Source organism: Sphingobacterium alkalisoli (assembly GCF_005049105.1).
GTDB classification, from domain to species: domain Bacteria; phylum Bacteroidota; class Bacteroidia; order Sphingobacteriales; family Sphingobacteriaceae; genus Sphingobacterium; species Sphingobacterium alkalisoli.
Map to the genome: position 1 here is coordinate 756,140 of NZ_SUKA01000001.1, position 16,429 is coordinate 772,568.

At 43.5% G+C, this 16,429-nt stretch carries 10 protein-coding genes; 1 reads left to right on the forward strand and 9 read right to left on the reverse strand.

The annotated features are described in order from the left end of the window. Positions 1-75: 75 nt before the first annotated feature. The 3 genes from FAZ19_RS02775 to FAZ19_RS02785 all read right to left on the reverse strand — a co-directional run bounded on the left by FAZ19_RS02775 (position 76) and on the right by FAZ19_RS02785 (position 3,569). Positions 76-1,260, reverse strand: coding sequence for a FecR family protein (locus FAZ19_RS02775; protein ID WP_136819067.1), 1,185 nt, complete (start codon positions 1,258-1,260; stop codon positions 76-78). 102 nt (positions 1,261-1,362) lie between these two features. Continuing rightward, positions 1,363-1,965, reverse strand: coding sequence for an RNA polymerase sigma factor (locus FAZ19_RS02780; RefSeq protein WP_136819068.1), 603 nt, complete (start codon positions 1,963-1,965; stop codon positions 1,363-1,365). Positions 1,966-2,081: 116 nt separating this feature from the next. Beyond that, positions 2,082-3,569: a sulfatase family protein gene (locus tag FAZ19_RS02785; RefSeq protein ID WP_136819069.1), complete on the reverse strand. Its 1,488-nt coding sequence runs from the start codon at positions 3,567-3,569 to the stop codon at positions 2,082-2,084. 363 nt (positions 3,570-3,932) lie between these two features. On the opposite strand from FAZ19_RS02785, the gene FAZ19_RS02790 reads away from it, so the two are divergent. Next, on the forward strand, positions 3,933-5,066 hold the full coding sequence (locus FAZ19_RS02790) for a glycoside hydrolase family 130 protein (RefSeq protein ID WP_136819070.1): 1,134 nt from the start codon (positions 3,933-3,935) through the stop codon (positions 5,064-5,066). A 61-nt stretch (positions 5,067-5,127) separates the two neighbouring features. On the opposite strand, the gene FAZ19_RS02795 is transcribed toward FAZ19_RS02790, so the two are convergent. The 6 genes from FAZ19_RS02795 to FAZ19_RS02820 form a co-directional block, all read right to left on the reverse strand. Continuing rightward, on the reverse strand, positions 5,128-6,414 hold the full coding sequence (locus tag FAZ19_RS02795; protein ID WP_211245418.1) for a glycoside hydrolase family 43 protein: 1,287 nt from the start codon (positions 6,412-6,414) through the stop codon (positions 5,128-5,130). A gap of 31 nt (positions 6,415-6,445) precedes the next feature. Continuing rightward, positions 6,446-8,098 (reverse strand): family 43 glycosylhydrolase, encoded by a 1,653-nt coding sequence (locus FAZ19_RS02800; RefSeq protein WP_136819071.1) that lies wholly within the window; start codon positions 8,096-8,098, stop codon positions 6,446-6,448. A 166-nt stretch (positions 8,099-8,264) separates the two neighbouring features. Further along, positions 8,265-9,269: a DUF4973 domain-containing protein gene (locus FAZ19_RS02805; RefSeq protein WP_136819072.1), complete on the reverse strand. Its 1,005-nt coding sequence runs from the start codon at positions 9,267-9,269 to the stop codon at positions 8,265-8,267. A gap of 21 nt (positions 9,270-9,290) precedes the next feature. Beyond that, positions 9,291-11,387: a RagB/SusD family nutrient uptake outer membrane protein gene (locus tag FAZ19_RS02810; protein ID WP_229707277.1), complete on the reverse strand. Its 2,097-nt coding sequence runs from the start codon at positions 11,385-11,387 to the stop codon at positions 9,291-9,293. 6 nt (positions 11,388-11,393) lie between these two features. Next, positions 11,394-14,501 (reverse strand): SusC/RagA family TonB-linked outer membrane protein, encoded by a 3,108-nt coding sequence (locus FAZ19_RS02815; RefSeq protein WP_136819073.1) that lies wholly within the window; start codon positions 14,499-14,501, stop codon positions 11,394-11,396. Positions 14,502-14,529: 28 nt separating this feature from the next. After that, the gene (locus tag FAZ19_RS02820; protein ID WP_229707276.1) at positions 14,530-15,921 is read right to left on the reverse strand and encodes an IPT/TIG domain-containing protein; all 1,392 of its coding nucleotides are present in this window, start codon (positions 15,919-15,921) and stop codon (positions 14,530-14,532) included. Positions 15,922-16,429 lie beyond the last annotated feature (508 nt).

Consider the following 16,429-nt stretch of genomic DNA (forward strand, 5'->3'; position numbering starts at 1 on the left):
TTGGTCGCACTTTCGGCTTCTTGTTCACTTTATTGTTGTCAAATTATAACATACACTATTCTTAAATTTTTTATATTAGTTTTTGATTTTATTGCGGATGATCACGGTTCTATTTTTAACTTCGAATGTTAAACCGCCCGCCTCCTGCATGATATCCAGCACCGTCCGTAGGTTACCGTACCTTGAAATACTTCCGGAAAATACCTCATTGGAAGGCACATATTTGCTGTTATCAATTTCGAAGTCGTACCAACGGGCTATCCTTTCCAATACCTCTTCTGCGGTCTCATCCCGAAATACAAATTCGCCGTTCTTCCAATCGACATAATCGTGTACATCCACCTTACTTTTTTGAAGTCCATTCTTTCCATTTTTTCCCTGTTCCCCTGGAAGAAGTGTCAACTCTTCACCAGATCGAGGTGTTTCGACGCGAACTTTACCATCCACCAAGGTGGTCTTCGTTTCCTCTTCATCGTGATAAGCCGAAATATTAAACTCCGTACCTAAAACGGTGATCGTTTGGTTGGCGCTAATAACTTTAAATGGTTTAAAATGTGTAGCCGTGTTATCAGTTTGTACACGTTTTACATCGAAATAAGCCTCTCCCTTCAATTCCACGACGCGCTCTCCTTTAGCAAAATGGGTAGGATATTTTAGCGTTGATTCGGCGTTTAACCACACCGTTGTTCCGTCGGCTAACGTAACTTTATATGTTCCGCCACGTGGTGTACTTAGCGTTAACCATTGCGGAGAAGATGATTCCAATGCTACAACAGTGGATGTTCCATCATTATACGTGATCTCTTTTTCATCGACGATAATGCCATTACGACTTTCGTCCAAGGTAAGTGTCCTGCCGTCGGCAAGTATTATCTTTGCTTTATTTCCGCCCGGCATAATATCTATTTCAGAGACAACGGTATCATCAGCTTTCGGTGAGAATATAAACCATGAAATCCCGATCATCCCTGATATAAATACGGCCGCAACATAAGGAAGCCAGCGATTTAAATCTGATTTCTTTTTCGATGCGATATGTTTTCTCAACTTTAATTTTACCTTATCGGTCAGATCCTCTGCTTCCCTAGAAGGATTGTGCGCGATCGTGTTCAAGAATTCTTTCCGCAAAAGATGATCAAATGCCTCAGGTATACCATAGTCTTTGAAATAATCCAGCATCGCCTTCAACTCCTCCTCAGAAATAGAAAGGTCTATATATTTTCTACATAATACTTCGATATCGTACTGGCTCTTACCCATTATATTTTTTGGCTAACGGTATTATTACACCTCAAATGCAAAAAGCAAGCAACGGAAATAGAATATATTTTATAATATACTGGTAATCAGCAAGAAAAAAAATTAAAAAATAACAAAAATAAAAGTGAGATATAAAATGCTGGTAAGTTCGGTTTGATTTTTCAGTTCCCCTTTTAAGAAAATGTTAGCATTTCTGATGTGGCTATTAACGGTCGTTATGGAAATTTTAAGTCGTTCACTTACCTCTTTGTAGCTTAGTCCTTCAAGCTTACAAAGCACATAAACTTTTTTCTGTTGAGGTGGTAAGCGATCTAACAATGTTTGCAGCAATTGTTGCGTTTCCTTATGTTCTATCCACTCCTCCACCATGTTATTATCCGTCGACCTAAAGTATGTCAGAAATTCCTCTCGCAGACGACTGTCATTCGCCAATTTACGAAATACATTTTTTGATTTGTTTATTGCACTCCGGTACAAGTAGGCTGGAACGGACTTTGATGCATCCATCTCATGACGCTTCTCCCATAACATCATAAACACCTCTTGCAGCACCTCCTCAGCTAATTCATAGGAACGCAACAGCCGAACGAGATGCGCCGCGAGTTCATTTTTATAGCGATCATAAATCTCCAAAAAAGCTTTTTCGTCATCATCATTTAATAAGATAACCAATGCTTCATCCGTATGATTTCTTAGGTTTTTCATATCCCATTCTTACTAACAAGAAGTTGTTATTTACGACTTTTGATTTATAATATAGCGATCTCTAATTGCGCGCTGTGAATATACGAAATTATGCTGTCTTTTGGTAACTTTTAACTTTACCGCACATCCTTAATATGGCGAGGGCCTTTTTCATTTGTTTTTAAAGCACCCTTAGCCAATCCGGCCCTTTCCCCCTTTTTCCATTCTCCCGGAAGCCGGTTTCCATAAACATCATCTCGATCAGGTGTTGGGTTCTGCGGCACAGAATCTCCTGTTTCAGCAACCCATTGATCCATTACTTTTCGCAAATAAACGAGGGAATTTTGGTGTTTTTTATCGGACACGAGATTGTTGAATTGATATGGATCAGCAGGTAGATAGTACAATTCTTCGTGTTCGCGGGGTACAAGAAACACATCTTCCTGTTCCGGGACTGTCAATCCGCGATCATGGGCATCCCACAATTCGCTTCCTGCGGGAAACTGCCGTGTAGATTCGCCTACCAAATTCTGATGCTCGGGGAAAGCATTTCTGATATATACCCAGTCCTTGTGCCTAACCATTCGTTCATGGGCTTGAAAGACGTGCCAATTGTGTTCGGCAAACGCAAAATCACGGTGTTCCGATCTTCCGCCGTCGGCTAAAATGGAATGAAAGCTCACGCCCTGTATATTATCATGGACGTCATTACCTGCCAATGTTAGAACCGTAGATGCAATATCTATTGCGCTTATTAAAGCGTTAGTTTTACCTTGATTTACATTAGGACCATAGACAATAAAAGGCGTTTTTATTCCGCTGTCGTATAATCTTCCTTTGCTTCGGGGGAACGGTCTTCCGTTATCACTCATAAAGATGATATAGGTGTTCTCCAAGATGTTCTGCTTCTTTAATTCCCTGACAATTTCCCCTAGGTAATAGTCGGCGCGCGACACTTCGTGGTAATATGCGGCAAGATCCTGACGTGTCTTTGGACCATCGTATAACATCGGTGGCACGATGATATCATCGGGATTGTATATGGGACCCTTATCGTTAATCTGCCAGTCTCGATGCGCATCGTGTGAGGCAAACCAAAAGAAAAAAGGCTGATTTTTCGGTCTGTTTTTTATAATCTGGTTCCAATCTCCTTCGCCACCTGGCCCCTTGCCCGGTGAGATCGTATCAAATGCATGCTTCGTTTGTGGCCCCATATGGTTTTTGCCGGATAACACCGTATAATAGCCGGCTTCCTTCAGGAGCTGCGGAAACATTACCTGTCCGCTAGGAAGTGGATCGTGGAGTTCGGGTGCTCCGGTATTGTGGGGGTATCGCCCCGTAATGATACTAGAACGACTTGGGCTACAACTGCTGGTCGTCAGATATGCATTTTCGAACTTAAGTCCTAACTTAGCCAAACTGTCGATATTTGGCGTCTTGACATTTGGATCTCCGTAGCAGCCCAAATCGTCCCAACCAATGTCGTCGGTGATGAAAAATATAAAATTTGGCTTTGTTGTTGTTTCTTTATTTGCTGCATATTGTGCAACTGCTTGGGTTGGTTGCTGTAAGGCCAGCCCTACAGTAAGGGAACCTAAAATTTTAGAAATAGCCTTTATCTTCATGCGTATGTTGTTAGTTTGTATCGGCACGTTGGTTTTAATTTTACGAATTTACAGTGAAATCCTTTTACATGAAGTAGCTTATTCTTTTTCGAATTAGTATTAGGTGTCGTTTATAAAAATTAGCCTTTACACAATTTAATACTCAAATTTCCCAAATGTCTTCCGGAATAAAATATCTCTCTGTATCAATAAAATGTGAAATCGTCTCAATATGTTTTTTGATAGCATAGACGATTGCTGCTTAGTTACATTTGCTGCTGAGACAAAAAATCAATTAATTGATACAATTAACGGGTTTTCTTAGGTAAATATTAGTAATATTTGTATGGTCGAGTGACCATAATCGAGCAAAAAGACCCCATTATGAATTATATCAATTTACGACTACAAATTCTTATAGCTTTTCTTTGTTTTACTTCTTTTGCGAACGCACAGCACCAGCTTCCTGATTGGGCATTGGGTCCTTTCATACGTCCAGAAGGGGTCAATCCAGTGATATCGCCTAACCCGGAAAGCACTTTTTTCGACCCAATGAGCAAGCAAAATATAGCTTGGGAAGCGAGCGATGTGTTCAATCCAGGAGCGGTGGTGAAGAACAACCGGATTTACGTGCTGTATCGAGGGGAAGATAAATCTGGTATGGGTATCGGGAAGCGAACCTCTAGACTGGGCATTGCCTCAAGCAAAGATGGGATCAACATGAAAAGAAGCAGCAAGCCGATCTTTTATCCTGACGAAGACACACAAAAGGAAAATGAATGGCCGGGTGGATGCGAAGATGCACGTATCGCTGTTACCGATGGTGGCCTATATGTGATGATGTATACGCAATGGAACAGAAAAGTAGCACGCCTAGCCGTGGCCACATCTAGGGACTTGAAAAATTGGACAAAGCACGGCCCCGCATTTCAACAAGCACACAATGGAAAGTTTAAGGATATGTTCTGTAAATCCGGCTCAATAGTGACTAAAGTCGAGAACAATAAGCAAGTTATCACCAAGGTAGACGGAAAATACATGATGTACTGGGGTGAGCGCTTTATGAATATTGCTACTTCTGATGATTTGATTAACTGGGAGCCTACGTTGGACAACAAAGGCGATCTAGATCTGATCGTCAAACCTCGACGAGGTTATTTTGATAGCGATATGACGGAATGTGGCCCTCCAGCGATTATTACTGATCAGGGCATCCTGGTCTTATACAACGGCAAAAATAAAGGCGGCGATGGGAGAGATACAAACTATACCGCCGGAACGTATGCGGCAGGACAGGTACTGTTTGATTTAGAAAATCCATCCAAAGTTATTGGTCGTTTGGATAAGCCATTTTTTGTACCCACCGAGCCGTTCGAAAAAAGTGGACAGTATCCGGATGGTACGGTATTTATCCAAGGACTTGTTTATTTTAAAGACAAATGGTTTTTGTATTACGGTTGCGCAGACAGTCAGGTGGGTGTCGCGATTTTTGATCCCAAAAGCTTGGACGCACGCTAATAAGCGAAATTAATTGGGCAGGCACGATAGCCTGCCCAATTAATTTCGCAGGGAGAGTTCCTTATTTTACCAACACCGGCTTAATTGCTTCTCCGCTGATACGAATGACACCATCTTCAGAAATTGTCATGTCGTTGATGTAGGAAGTCCTCGGACCTACGCTATTCATATTCGCATGTGCGTGATAGATGTAGTTATAACTTCCATCAGCAGTGATAAAAGGAGCGCCATGACCTGTGCCGACTAATCCGGAAGCAGCAGGTTTATCCCTTCGTAGAATCGGATTGCCATTGTATTTTTTCCATGGACCCTTAGGTGAATTTGATGTGGCATAACCCACAGCATAATCCTGGCTCTCAAAATGGTTAGCAGAATACATGAGGTAATACATGTTGCCATGCTTGATCACGGAGGGACCTTCAGTAATCGTTCCTTGCTTCCGTTCCCACGGTTCTTCGGCGCTGATACATTTTGTCAATGTTTCAGTTTTAATAGTTCTTAAATCATCATTCATCTCAGCCACCCAAATGACGTTTCCACCGGTAAACCGTACATAATATAAGTAGGGCGTACCATCCTCATCAATATACAAATGGGTGTCAATTGCTTTTTCACTCACAATAGGTGTTTTCTCCTGTTGTATAAAAGGACCTTCAGGTCTGTTAGACGAAGCTACACAGATGTGCTCGTCAACGGAATAGAACATATAAAATCGATTTTTAGATGCCACATAGTAGACTTCGGGAGCCCAATACCATCTCGTTCCCCACGAGTTTTCGGGCGATAAGGCAAGATTTGTGCTGCGCTTCCAATGTTTCAGATCTTCCGATATATAAACTTCAAAACCATTAATCCGGGTTCCGTAGGCATAATATCTACCTTCGTAATACAAAACATAAGGGTCAGCAATAGGTAATTTATCCCCGATTATCTCGTAGGATAGGGGAGCGTCCTCCTTGGCCGGAGTAGCTGTTACCGTGAGGGATTCTGATTTTCGTCCATAATTATCCATGGCGACGGCTGCAATTTTATAAGTCGCATATCGTGGTAATTTTAATACATAGGAGCTTCTGTTTTCTCCTTCTGTACGTATATGAGGCGTAACAGTATGTTCCTCATCCGTTCCCTCCTCTGTATAGGAAATCATCACGGATACCGTCGCTGTTGGATTATTCCAAGTGATCTTGAGTTCGTTCTTCTTATCCGTTTCTCCTGCGGCTAAATTCGACACGGATGCTACGACGACGGTCTTTTTATCGTCTTCTTCTTTTTCCGTGGGGATCGCATTGCTACTGCTTTTGCAAGACCAAAGCACTGCAATCGCCAACATAAAATACTTGCTTATCATGAAGTTGAATTTAGTGATATTCATTCTATTATTAAAATTCAGGCATTTGGGTAAGTACAGCAGACGGTGTGCCGTTATCGACTTTAGGCCACCCTTCATTATCCCAGTTCACTTTGCCAAGCAGTAGATTACGGGAACCAACGGCATTATTCTCTTTGATATAGGCATGATACAGCATCCAATCTACTCCGTTCTTATCTGTGAGGATTCTTGCATTGTGACCGGGGCCAATGTATGTACCATCGCCTTGTAATACGATCGGATCAAAGCCTGGTGCATTCCATGAATTTACGGTATTCATATCTGTACCTGTGCGCCCCAAATAAGGGCCTGCAAGATTTTTCGATCGTCCGACTACCACCTTATAAGAACTGTTCAAACCATCGCAACAACTGCCTACGGACGCAAAGAGATAGTAGTAATCGCCTTTTTTGTGAATGTATGTTGCTTCAAAGGCGTTACCGGCAACTTTGGTTTTTTTACTTAAATCCTTTACCGCCATACCATCGGCAGTTAGTTCTGTCATATATAATCCATGGAAGCTTCCCCAAAAAAGGTAGCGTTTTCCGTTTTCTTCGTAAAAGCATGGATCGATGGAATTGTGTACCCCGATTTCAGTACTGATAAATAATTTTCCATTGGGATTACCGGCCGGTGGCACAAAAGGCCCCTGAGGTAGATTCGAAACGCCTACGCCGATGCCACATTTAGCGCCTTCGCCCCATTGCGATATGGAATAATACATCACATATTTACCATCGAAATAGTTGATGTCGGGTGCCCACATAGCGGGGGCGTCTTTACCGCTGACAACTTCGACAAAATCAGGTCTAGTCGTAAAAACTTCGCTCACTGTGCCAATACGGTTCCAGTTTATTAGATCGGTGGATTTGTAACCTCTTACGCGTCCGGATGTTACATATGCATAGAATTCATTTCCAACACGGATTACCGTCGGATCTGCATAACTCCCAGACATAACAGGGTTTGTAATCGCTATTACGTTGCCTTGTTTTAAGTTGACGGTGTAAGTTCGGGACGAGCCATCTTCGCCTTCAATGGTGTACACTACAGGTTTGGAAAAATCATGACGTTGTACGCCACTCAGTTGCTTTACTCCATTTACTTTGGCGGTAGCTTTGCTTTCGGTGAGGGTGAATGTAGGTTGTAATGCCGTAATGTCAACATTTTTGGGAATTTCATTCTCATTGGAAATCTCGCTCGATTCTTCATCTATCACAACCGGAAAAAGTGATATTGTTTGATCCGAAAAAGCAAATGTTCGGAAAGTGTTTGCCATCGCTTCTTTCGTGATGTTGACCGTGTAAGCGCGCTGTTTTACATCGCCAACATATAGATCATAGCCAACTTCATCTGTAAAATCGGTTTCTCCCTTGCCACTTTGCTGCGGCACGCCATCGACTTTAAGAATAGCATCTGCGCTATTCGTTTTAAATTGCGCAATTAGACGCGATAGATTGACATGCGGAGGAAAGGTCTCCTTGTTCGTAATTGTATTTTTAGCATTATTTACACTCAATATATGATTTGTTCCATTTTGATCCACGACCGAAAAGCTGGTAATTTCCCTTTCAATAGTTTTTTCTTCTGTGCCTTTACACGATCCGACAAATGGGATAACAATCAAGAACAGCAGTATATTAGTCAGTAATTTTTTTAACATTTTTCTTTTGTTTTAAGTTGTGTAACTTCCTCTGTCATTCTGACGATAGAAAGAATCTAAAGATCGATCTGTTGAAAGATCTCTCTAATGCTGGCGGCGAACAGTAGGAACTTGGTTGATGTAAAAAAATGGGGTTGCGCAACGTCGTTGACAACCCCATATGTTATTACCATTGAATCTGTTGATCTTCGTCCGGTATCAGGGTGTTCAAGTTACGCTGCATCGCCATCGTACCTGTAGTTTCATACTGTAATCGTAAGCCTGGCACAGAGGTATAATCTTCAAATTTATAACTAAGTGAAAGTGTAATATATTTACGCTTCAAAAAAGGTCTTGTAGGATCCATGTCCTCATCCAAAATATAGTAAGCTTGCTCCGAGCCTACCTCAAACTTATTGTTTGCCGCGTTATCACTCCATATTTCGAGTTTCTTCTTTTGGATATCGATTTGCTCATCGGTAAATCTTAAGAAGACTTTATAATATTTACGATCTAGATAATCCACATCTCGTGTACCGGCATAAAAAAAGATGGTTTCGTCATCGACCACATACGCGCGCTGCTGTGCGGCCGTAAGTGGAGTGGAGGCATTGCCTTCCAAGATTATCCGGAACTGCGCTGCATTATACGTTCCCGAGTACGCATTAAAAGGCATAATACGCAGCATGGCTCTTTTGTAATGTTTATGTGGATTAATCTGGTAATTTCCTCCTGGATTATCTAAAATCTGTAACGGAAGTACCCATTTTTCCACCTCGTCAATATCCGCCAGTGAGAACTCGATCGGGATATTCACTTGGCTTTGCCCGGCAGGTATCGTGATGCTTTCGGGCATACTATAATGGTTCTGTTCTAATAACTGATAAAAAAGTTCTTGTCGATGTCCGAATTGCTCCCGGTTCATAATCGCCAAAGTATCCAAATCGAGACCGATACGCACAGTCCGGTCCTGTGTATTGGGTGTAGACCCGCTCACGATCAACGGCAGATTAAAGGTCACTTTACCATCTGCTTTGTACCGCACATAAGTCCAGTTCACACCTTCCGTGTTAGGTGGGGCCTTGAAGGATACCAATTGTTCATACTGTTCATCTTCCCATTCATTGTTGCAGGAGGATAGCAACAAAATGCTGGTTGTGATTGCTAAAAACAGGATATATATCTTTTTCATGATCTTCAAATTTATAGTGTGTTATTCCGGCATTGTCCAACCTGGATTTTGCGTCAGTTCTTTGTTGCTTCGCAGCTCATTCCAATCGATCGGCCAAAACCACATTTTCAAGGAGAAAATGGTCGGTAAGGAAGGTACAGGTACGGGTGTATGAAAGTAATCCGGTCTGTCCGACGTAAGCAGCGTATTGCAGCCGTAGATGGGCGCAGCTTCCTCCTGTGGCGCATCTGTCCAGCGACGCAGATCGTAAAAGCGCTGCCCTTCGGCAAAGAATTCAATCTGGCGCTCGCGTTTCATCTGGATACGAAATTTGTCCGGATTGCTATACACTTCGCTGGTATAATCTGGCAGACCAGCACGGATGCGAATCGGCTGAATACCTTGCTTCATTTCCTCAATATCGCGCATAATGGTATGCGTTTTCGAACCGTTGTACGAAGGAATGCTGTGATTTCCGCTCAACTCGTTTAAGGCCTCCGCGTAAATCATCAATACTTCGGCATAGCGAATCGCTGGGTCGACCTTCTGTTCGATATTATTTACGTCATAACCGGTATTTTGGGATACAAGGCGTGTATCGTTTGGATGTACATATTTTTTGATGCCTATGCCGGTCCGCAACCAATATGTCACACCTGGTCTGTATCCATTTACCGCATCAAAATAATAAAAGATCTGCTTATTTTTATTGGCGACATCTTCTGGTAACGTCGCATTGTCCAGATGCCATACTGAACCATTGTAGGCTACCGAGGCATAAAAACGGGGCTCGCGACGCACATATTGCTTGTGCACGCCAACACCTTTACCCACACCCAATTCTGGATAGTCGATTTGTTGCTCTTCTGTCACCACACCTGTAGGACGCGGCAGCGTACTGTATCGACCCGCATAGCCCGGCTGACCTTGATACATACTGTTCATCCCTGGGAGATCAGTACCGTCGTTCATGTAATAGGCATCCGCCTGTTTTTGGGTCATGCCATGTGAATTGTATCCCCTGGCCTCCGAGCGGGGAAGTTGGTGCAGGACCATGACCCTGATATTCTCGTCACCTTGGTTTTTACCCCGGGTAAAAATAAGTTCCGGATTCTGAAATTCTGCCACATCGCCGTTAAACAAGGAGCGATAAGATTCATACGGATCAATATCCCGCCAGCCAAGAGGCCAATTATTATCGGAGAAAGTTGGGGTATATGGCGGTGTTATCGTCGCTGGGTAGAGCACATTCCCCGTCTCCTTACGGTATGCGACATACAGCTGGTAACGCCCCAGATCGATGACATCTTTGGCTGCTGCTGCTGCCCGAGCCCATTTGGACTCGTCATAGGTTGCAGACAAAAGCGGTTTACCTTTTTTATCCACTAAGCCAGCCGCTACATCCGCTGGCGCTTTACCATTGAATAATGGACTGGCCGCAAAAAGATATATCTTGGCCCGGAGGGCCAATGCCGCACCGCGCGTAGGTCGGGTGATATTGGTTGTTCCCCGAGTAAGCGGCAGAGCGTTCGCGGCTTCTGCCAATTCGCTGGTCAGGAAATCTACACATTCATCATATGTATTTCGGGGCAAGGCAAGATTGTCGTAACTCTCCGTATAATCAAGTCCTTCATCCGGTAAAAGTGGAACAGGGCCAAAATTGCGAATCACAATCCAATAGAAGTAAGCGCGCAGAAATCGGGCCTGGGCTTTCATATCTTCTTTCTCGACGTCTGAAATCGCCTGATTGAGGTGAATGTTCTGTATAAAGATGGAGCTCTGTCGAATACCATCGTATCCTACGTTCCATATCCCCCCACTTTCACCGCTTAAACCAGTCTCTACATATTGGCCACGCTTCCAGCGGGCATATTCTTCATTCTCATCACCGTAATACATATCATCCGCAAAATTGAACATCACGGACTTTTTGCTACTCACGTCCTGCATGGCATTGGTGCCCAAAAAGCTGTAGGCTCTGGCCAACCAGCGTTCAGTATAATCCCGGTTGGTAAACACATCCTCGGTTGACATCCGTTCATCAAACAGGTAGTCCGAGTCCAAATATTTCTTACATCCACCCAGGATAAATAACAACCCCAGTATGGATAAAATTATCGCATTTTTTTTCATTTTCATTATTCTTTATAGATTAACCTGTAAACCCAATGACAATGTCTGGCTCAAGCCATACACTTTCCCATCTGGATTGCCCATCTCGGGATCCCAAAGCTTAAATGCGGAGAAAGTAAGCAGGTTTGTGCCAACAAAAAAGATCCTAGCACTATTTAAACGCGCTCTATTGACCCAATGCTTGGGTAGTGAATAGCCGATATCCAGATTTTTGAGCCGCATATAGGATCCATCCCGTAGCCACAAACTAGACGCTCGGTAATTGTTGGAATTTGCACCATAACTCAACCTTGGATAGTCCGCATTCGGATCTTCGTTGACTCCGAGTATCCAACGGTTGCTGTTGGCCAATTCGGTCAGCACATTTCCCCAACCGTCACCCCCCTGAAACATATAGACGGATGAACCGTTGATAAAATAACTTGATTTGCCCGCACCTTGAAAAAGAACATTGAGGTCAATCCCCTTCCAGCTGATCGACATCCCAAAACCGTAGATCAGGTTGGGGCGTGTAGTAGCACCGATCGCGGTCACGTCTGTCGCATCAACAATCCCATCACCGTTGATGTCCTTATATTTGATATCTCCCGGCATCACCTCGCCAAATTGTTGCGTCGGGCTGTTGCGGATGTCGTCATAATCTTTGAACAGACCCAAAGCTACCAGACCACGAGCCTGATCCACACGATGTCCTTGTTGTAGGCGGTAATTATATATCGTATTTTGCTCATCACGTGCGAGTATCTCGTTTTTGCTGTACGTCATATTTCCGCGAAGGGTGAGATCGACCGTATTGAATTTCTGTTTGAAATCAATGTTTCCGTCAAATCCCCTAGATTTCACACTGCCCACATTTGCCTGTGGATTGCTTTCTAGACCGACCATATTTGGTAGAAACATCCGTGTCATATAGATGCCGTCCCGACGTTCGTCAAATAGGTCAAATACCCCCGAAATTTTATCGTTAAGGAAAGAAAAATCCATGCCCAGGTTTTTCTTTGTAGCCACCTCCCAGGTGACATGAGGAGACGCAACGGACGAATAGCGCATTCCGTTTATCCAAGGTTCATTTTCGGGAAGAATTTGCGTATTCCCAAACTGATAACCTCCACCAGACATCGTCTCTATATCGTACAGGTAAGGAAAGCGGATAGGATTATTTGAAGGTCCCATTCTGTCATTTCCCGTTTTACCGTGCGAGTAACGGATCTTGAACATATTCACCCAGTCCGCCTCTTTCAGAAAAGGTTCCTCGGCAACGTTCCATGCACCAGAGAAAGCTGGGAAGAACCCAAATCTATTGTCGCGGTGGAAGTTTTCCGAACCGGTGTAACCGAAGTTGAAATCCACAAAATAACGGTTATTAAAATTATAGTTTGCACGTCCGGAAATACCCTGTATACGCCGGGCAATACCTCGTTTCAGATCAGATCCAATGCCCTGTGTAAACACTTCAGAGGATTGCATGTATTTGGCAACAGCGCCAAAATTATGCTTACCTAGTCTTTTGTTGTACAATAAATCCCACTCCAAAAAGTCCCTTCTCGATCCGTCAGAACTGGAAGACTGTGTCATTACTTGTTCTACCCCTGTTCGAAAGAACACCAGCTCGCCCTGGTTACGGAACCGTTCAATCTTCCAAGTTTCCGGCCGCTTGAAACGGTGTATAGAACTCCAGTTTTTTGTATCATAACCAAAGCGCCCCACAAAACGTAAGCCCGGGGTGATAAAGTCGAGTTTTTGTTCTAAATTTAGGTTGGTCTGTATATTATTATCCCAGTTTTCGCGATACCCTGTCATCGTACCCTGTACCCAAGGATTAAGGTTGTCACCCTGTGAAGTCCAAGAAGCAATGCGTCCATCAGTATAGGTTAGAGGCATCATGACGGGATTATAGCCCATTAGGGATGTCCAGATGGCATTGGTACCCACTCCCGGATCATTTTCTTTGCGCAAGGAACCCGAAACACCGACACGTAACAAAGTCGTTGGCGTAATGTCCATATCCACATTCAACCGATAGGTATAACGTCTGAAATTCGTATTTGTATTGTAATCACTAATGGCGTCATCGACTTTGTACATGCCCTGCATATTGTGATAAGATCCGCCCACATAATAACGCGCGGTCTTGCCTCCGCCACTCATACTGAGTTGGCTGCGATTGCTATATGTGTTGTCCCGTAGCAACACATCCATCCAGTCAACACTAGGCAGTAGATCCGGATCTAGACCAAGGCGTAAAATTTCCAGCTCGGCTGCCGAATACAAGGGTTCTTGATTACGGGTCGTTTTGGCTTCATTGGCCATGGAGGCATAGGTATATCCATCTGCAAACGTAGGCAGTTTGGTAAATTGGCTGCGAAACCCTTCCAACTTAGCATTGATGGCGATCTTTCCTTCCTTACCCCGCTTAGTATTGATCAAAACTACCCCATTTGCCCCGCGGCTACCGTAGATAGCTGTGGCGGAAGCGTCCTTTAGGACCGTAAAGGATTCCACATCCTCTACGTTAACCTCATTCATATCCCGTTCAAAACCATCCACGAGAATCAAGGCTGCACTGCTCGCACCAAAAGTGGAAATACCTCGTATCCAGAATTCGGAGATTTCGCCCGGTCTGCCGGAACGTTGCATCGCCAAGATACCTGGAACCTGACCGGCCAATGCATCCGCCATTGACGTTGAGGGGTTGGATTTCAACCGCTCCACATCGACAGTCGTGATCGCCCCAGTGACCGCTATCCGCCGCTCATTGCCCGTAGCTGTAACCACTACCTGATCGATCACAGAAGACCCAGACTCATTCATCGTCACATCAATCGTTGGTTGTGCATTAAGTAAGACCTCCACTTTATCGTACCCTACATAAGTGAATACCAAGGTTTGATACCGCCGTACTTTTAGACTATATAGACCTGCCTCATCGGTACGCGCTCCCAAACCAGGCGCATTACTGATAGATATACTCACCCCCATAAGCGGTTCGCTGTTTATATCGGTGACTCTACCCGTGATCGTCACCTCTTCCTGTACCACTTGTTCTGTTCCCTGTTGGGCAAGGGCACGCTGTCCCATGGCCAGCACAGCAAGGCCGATACATAGTATGTATTTTTTCATTATCTGTATGTATTTAATAATTGGTTTTCTATTCTCCTTCCAGCGCAATTTTCCGGATAATCCAGTTATCGGTGTCACCTATATAGAAGCAATCTCTGGTCTCATCATAAGCAATGGCTCTGGGGCCTTTAAAACGCGCTTCCAAACGGAGATCGCCATTGGAATAGCCACTCGTGCCGTTGTTGCCTCGTCCAGCAAAGGTGCTTACCCTACCCTGAGGCGTTACTGTACGAACGCAATGATTGTCCCGATCACAGAAGTAATAATCGTATGGATCGCCCCCCTGCTCTTCATAAACGGGATTTTTGACAAATACGCCTTGCATTGGACGATTGAGGCGTGCATTTGTGCCTACACCATCCACCCAACCCGAGGTACTTGCCGTACCAGCAACCGGATAGGGTGCTTTAAAGGTCTTTCTGCCGTAATCGTAATCACTACGCAGGATATAATGCCGTTCGGAATTGGTGATATACGCATAATCGCCACTCGGGTGTATAACAATATAAATTGCAACCGCGGAAAACGGGTTAGCAAAAGCCAGCTCGTCAGTTCCAGTTGTTAAATCATGACGCCGTATTTCTCCTGCACGAAAAAGTGTATAATACATCTCCCCATTGACCGGATGAATCGCCGCCCCATTGACACCGCGCGCTACACGGTTTATGACCTGACTTGACTGAAAATTGGATGATCTGGAATAGATATGAAATGCGTTGCGTGTGTCCGAAGCATGGTTCTCGGCCGTGATCAGGTCTTGATCCCCGTCAGGTTTCCAAAGGATGACAGACTTACGTCCGAGACCAGGCGTACGAAAATAAGACACATACCTCTGCTCCAGATCCACTATACGTGCAGCACTATTTTCAGCGGCGAAATACATGCGATTGGGATTTTTAGGATCGAAGGTAAACCAGTTTATTTCCTTGAATGCTCCGCAATCGCCAAAAGGTCCTTCTTTCTCCTCAAACATGGAACCAACCTCGTAGTATGTCCCTACTAGATCCGTCACAATCCATTTTCGTTCGTACGTAAACATTTCTACAGCTTCGCCAAAGGCAAGTTCGTCTTCACCGGCTTCGTCCAATACGCTTACTTTTATATCTCCGTCGTAAGCCTGCGCAGGCACGATGCAATATAAGGCATTACCTTTGACACTGATGACTTTAGTAATTTTTCCACCGATGATGACCTTAATTCGAGATATGTCATTACCAAAATTATCTCCGTAAACCACCAGATTGCTCCCCGCGCCACCTTCTTTCGGGAGGAAGTCTGTGACAGAAACCGGTTTCGATGGGTCAAATACACTTGCAAGTTCATCGGTGCTCTTTTCTTTACATTGTACAAAGAAAATCGTAATAAGTGCCACCAGTATCCCCTGAATGGGCCAAGGTCTAATTTTAATTTTGTTTTTCATTTCTATATACATTTATTGTTATCCAATTGGAATTTGGTTAATTTAATTTTGTTCGTAATTTTCAATAGCCAGGGTGGATGATTGATTTTGTCGATATTTTGCATAGGCGTGTTGGTTTTTATTCATTAATTTAGTCTGTTTATAATTGTTATCTGTTGTATGGCATACGACCTACTTCCAATAGGGCATAGAATAGCCAGGGTGATTTTTTTTCATCTCCCAGACGGTTTAAATCTAGTTTTATGTGCTTGTTATTGCTACGCGCTTTGATAAGAGCAGAATTACTCTTTCACGAAGTTGCTTAGTTCATTATAATCTGCTTATTTTTTTAGCCATTTTATTAATTGATTAATAAAAAAAACATCAAAGGGAATCAATTTCTTGTTCTCTTTTCCGAATTATTTTAGGTTACCCGTTTATAATTTAGTTGTTACACAATTCAATATTCAAATTTCCCTAATGTTTGATAGAAAAAAATATATATCTCGATCAATAAATTGCTATTTCG

Bases quoted from the DNA above. Each gene is read 5' to 3' on its own strand.
- FAZ19_RS02775 (WP_136819067.1), bottom strand. From the start codon at position 1,260: ATGGGTAAGAGCCAGTACGATATCGAAGTATTATGTAGAAAATATATA.
- FAZ19_RS02780 (WP_136819068.1), bottom strand. From the start codon at position 1,965: ATGAAAAACCTAAGAAATCATACGGATGAAGCATTGGTTATCTTATTA.
- FAZ19_RS02785 (WP_136819069.1), bottom strand. From the start codon at position 3,569: ATGAAGATAAAGGCTATTTCTAAAATTTTAGGTTCCCTTACTGTAGGG.
- FAZ19_RS02790 (WP_136819070.1), top strand. From the start codon at position 3,933: ATGAATTATATCAATTTACGACTACAAATTCTTATAGCTTTTCTTTGT.
- FAZ19_RS02795 (WP_211245418.1), bottom strand. From the start codon at position 6,414: ATGATAAGCAAGTATTTTATGTTGGCGATTGCAGTGCTTTGGTCTTGC.
- FAZ19_RS02800 (WP_136819071.1), bottom strand. From the start codon at position 8,098: ATGTTAAAAAAATTACTGACTAATATACTGCTGTTCTTGATTGTTATC.
- FAZ19_RS02805 (WP_136819072.1), bottom strand. From the start codon at position 9,269: ATGAAAAAGATATATATCCTGTTTTTAGCAATCACAACCAGCATTTTG.
- FAZ19_RS02810 (WP_229707277.1), bottom strand. From the start codon at position 11,387: ATGAAAATGAAAAAAAATGCGATAATTTTATCCATACTGGGGTTGTTA.
- FAZ19_RS02815 (WP_136819073.1), bottom strand. From the start codon at position 14,501: ATGAAAAAATACATACTATGTATCGGCCTTGCTGTGCTGGCCATGGGA.
- FAZ19_RS02820 (WP_229707276.1), bottom strand. From the start codon at position 15,921: ATGAAAAACAAAATTAAAATTAGACCTTGGCCCATTCAGGGGATACTG.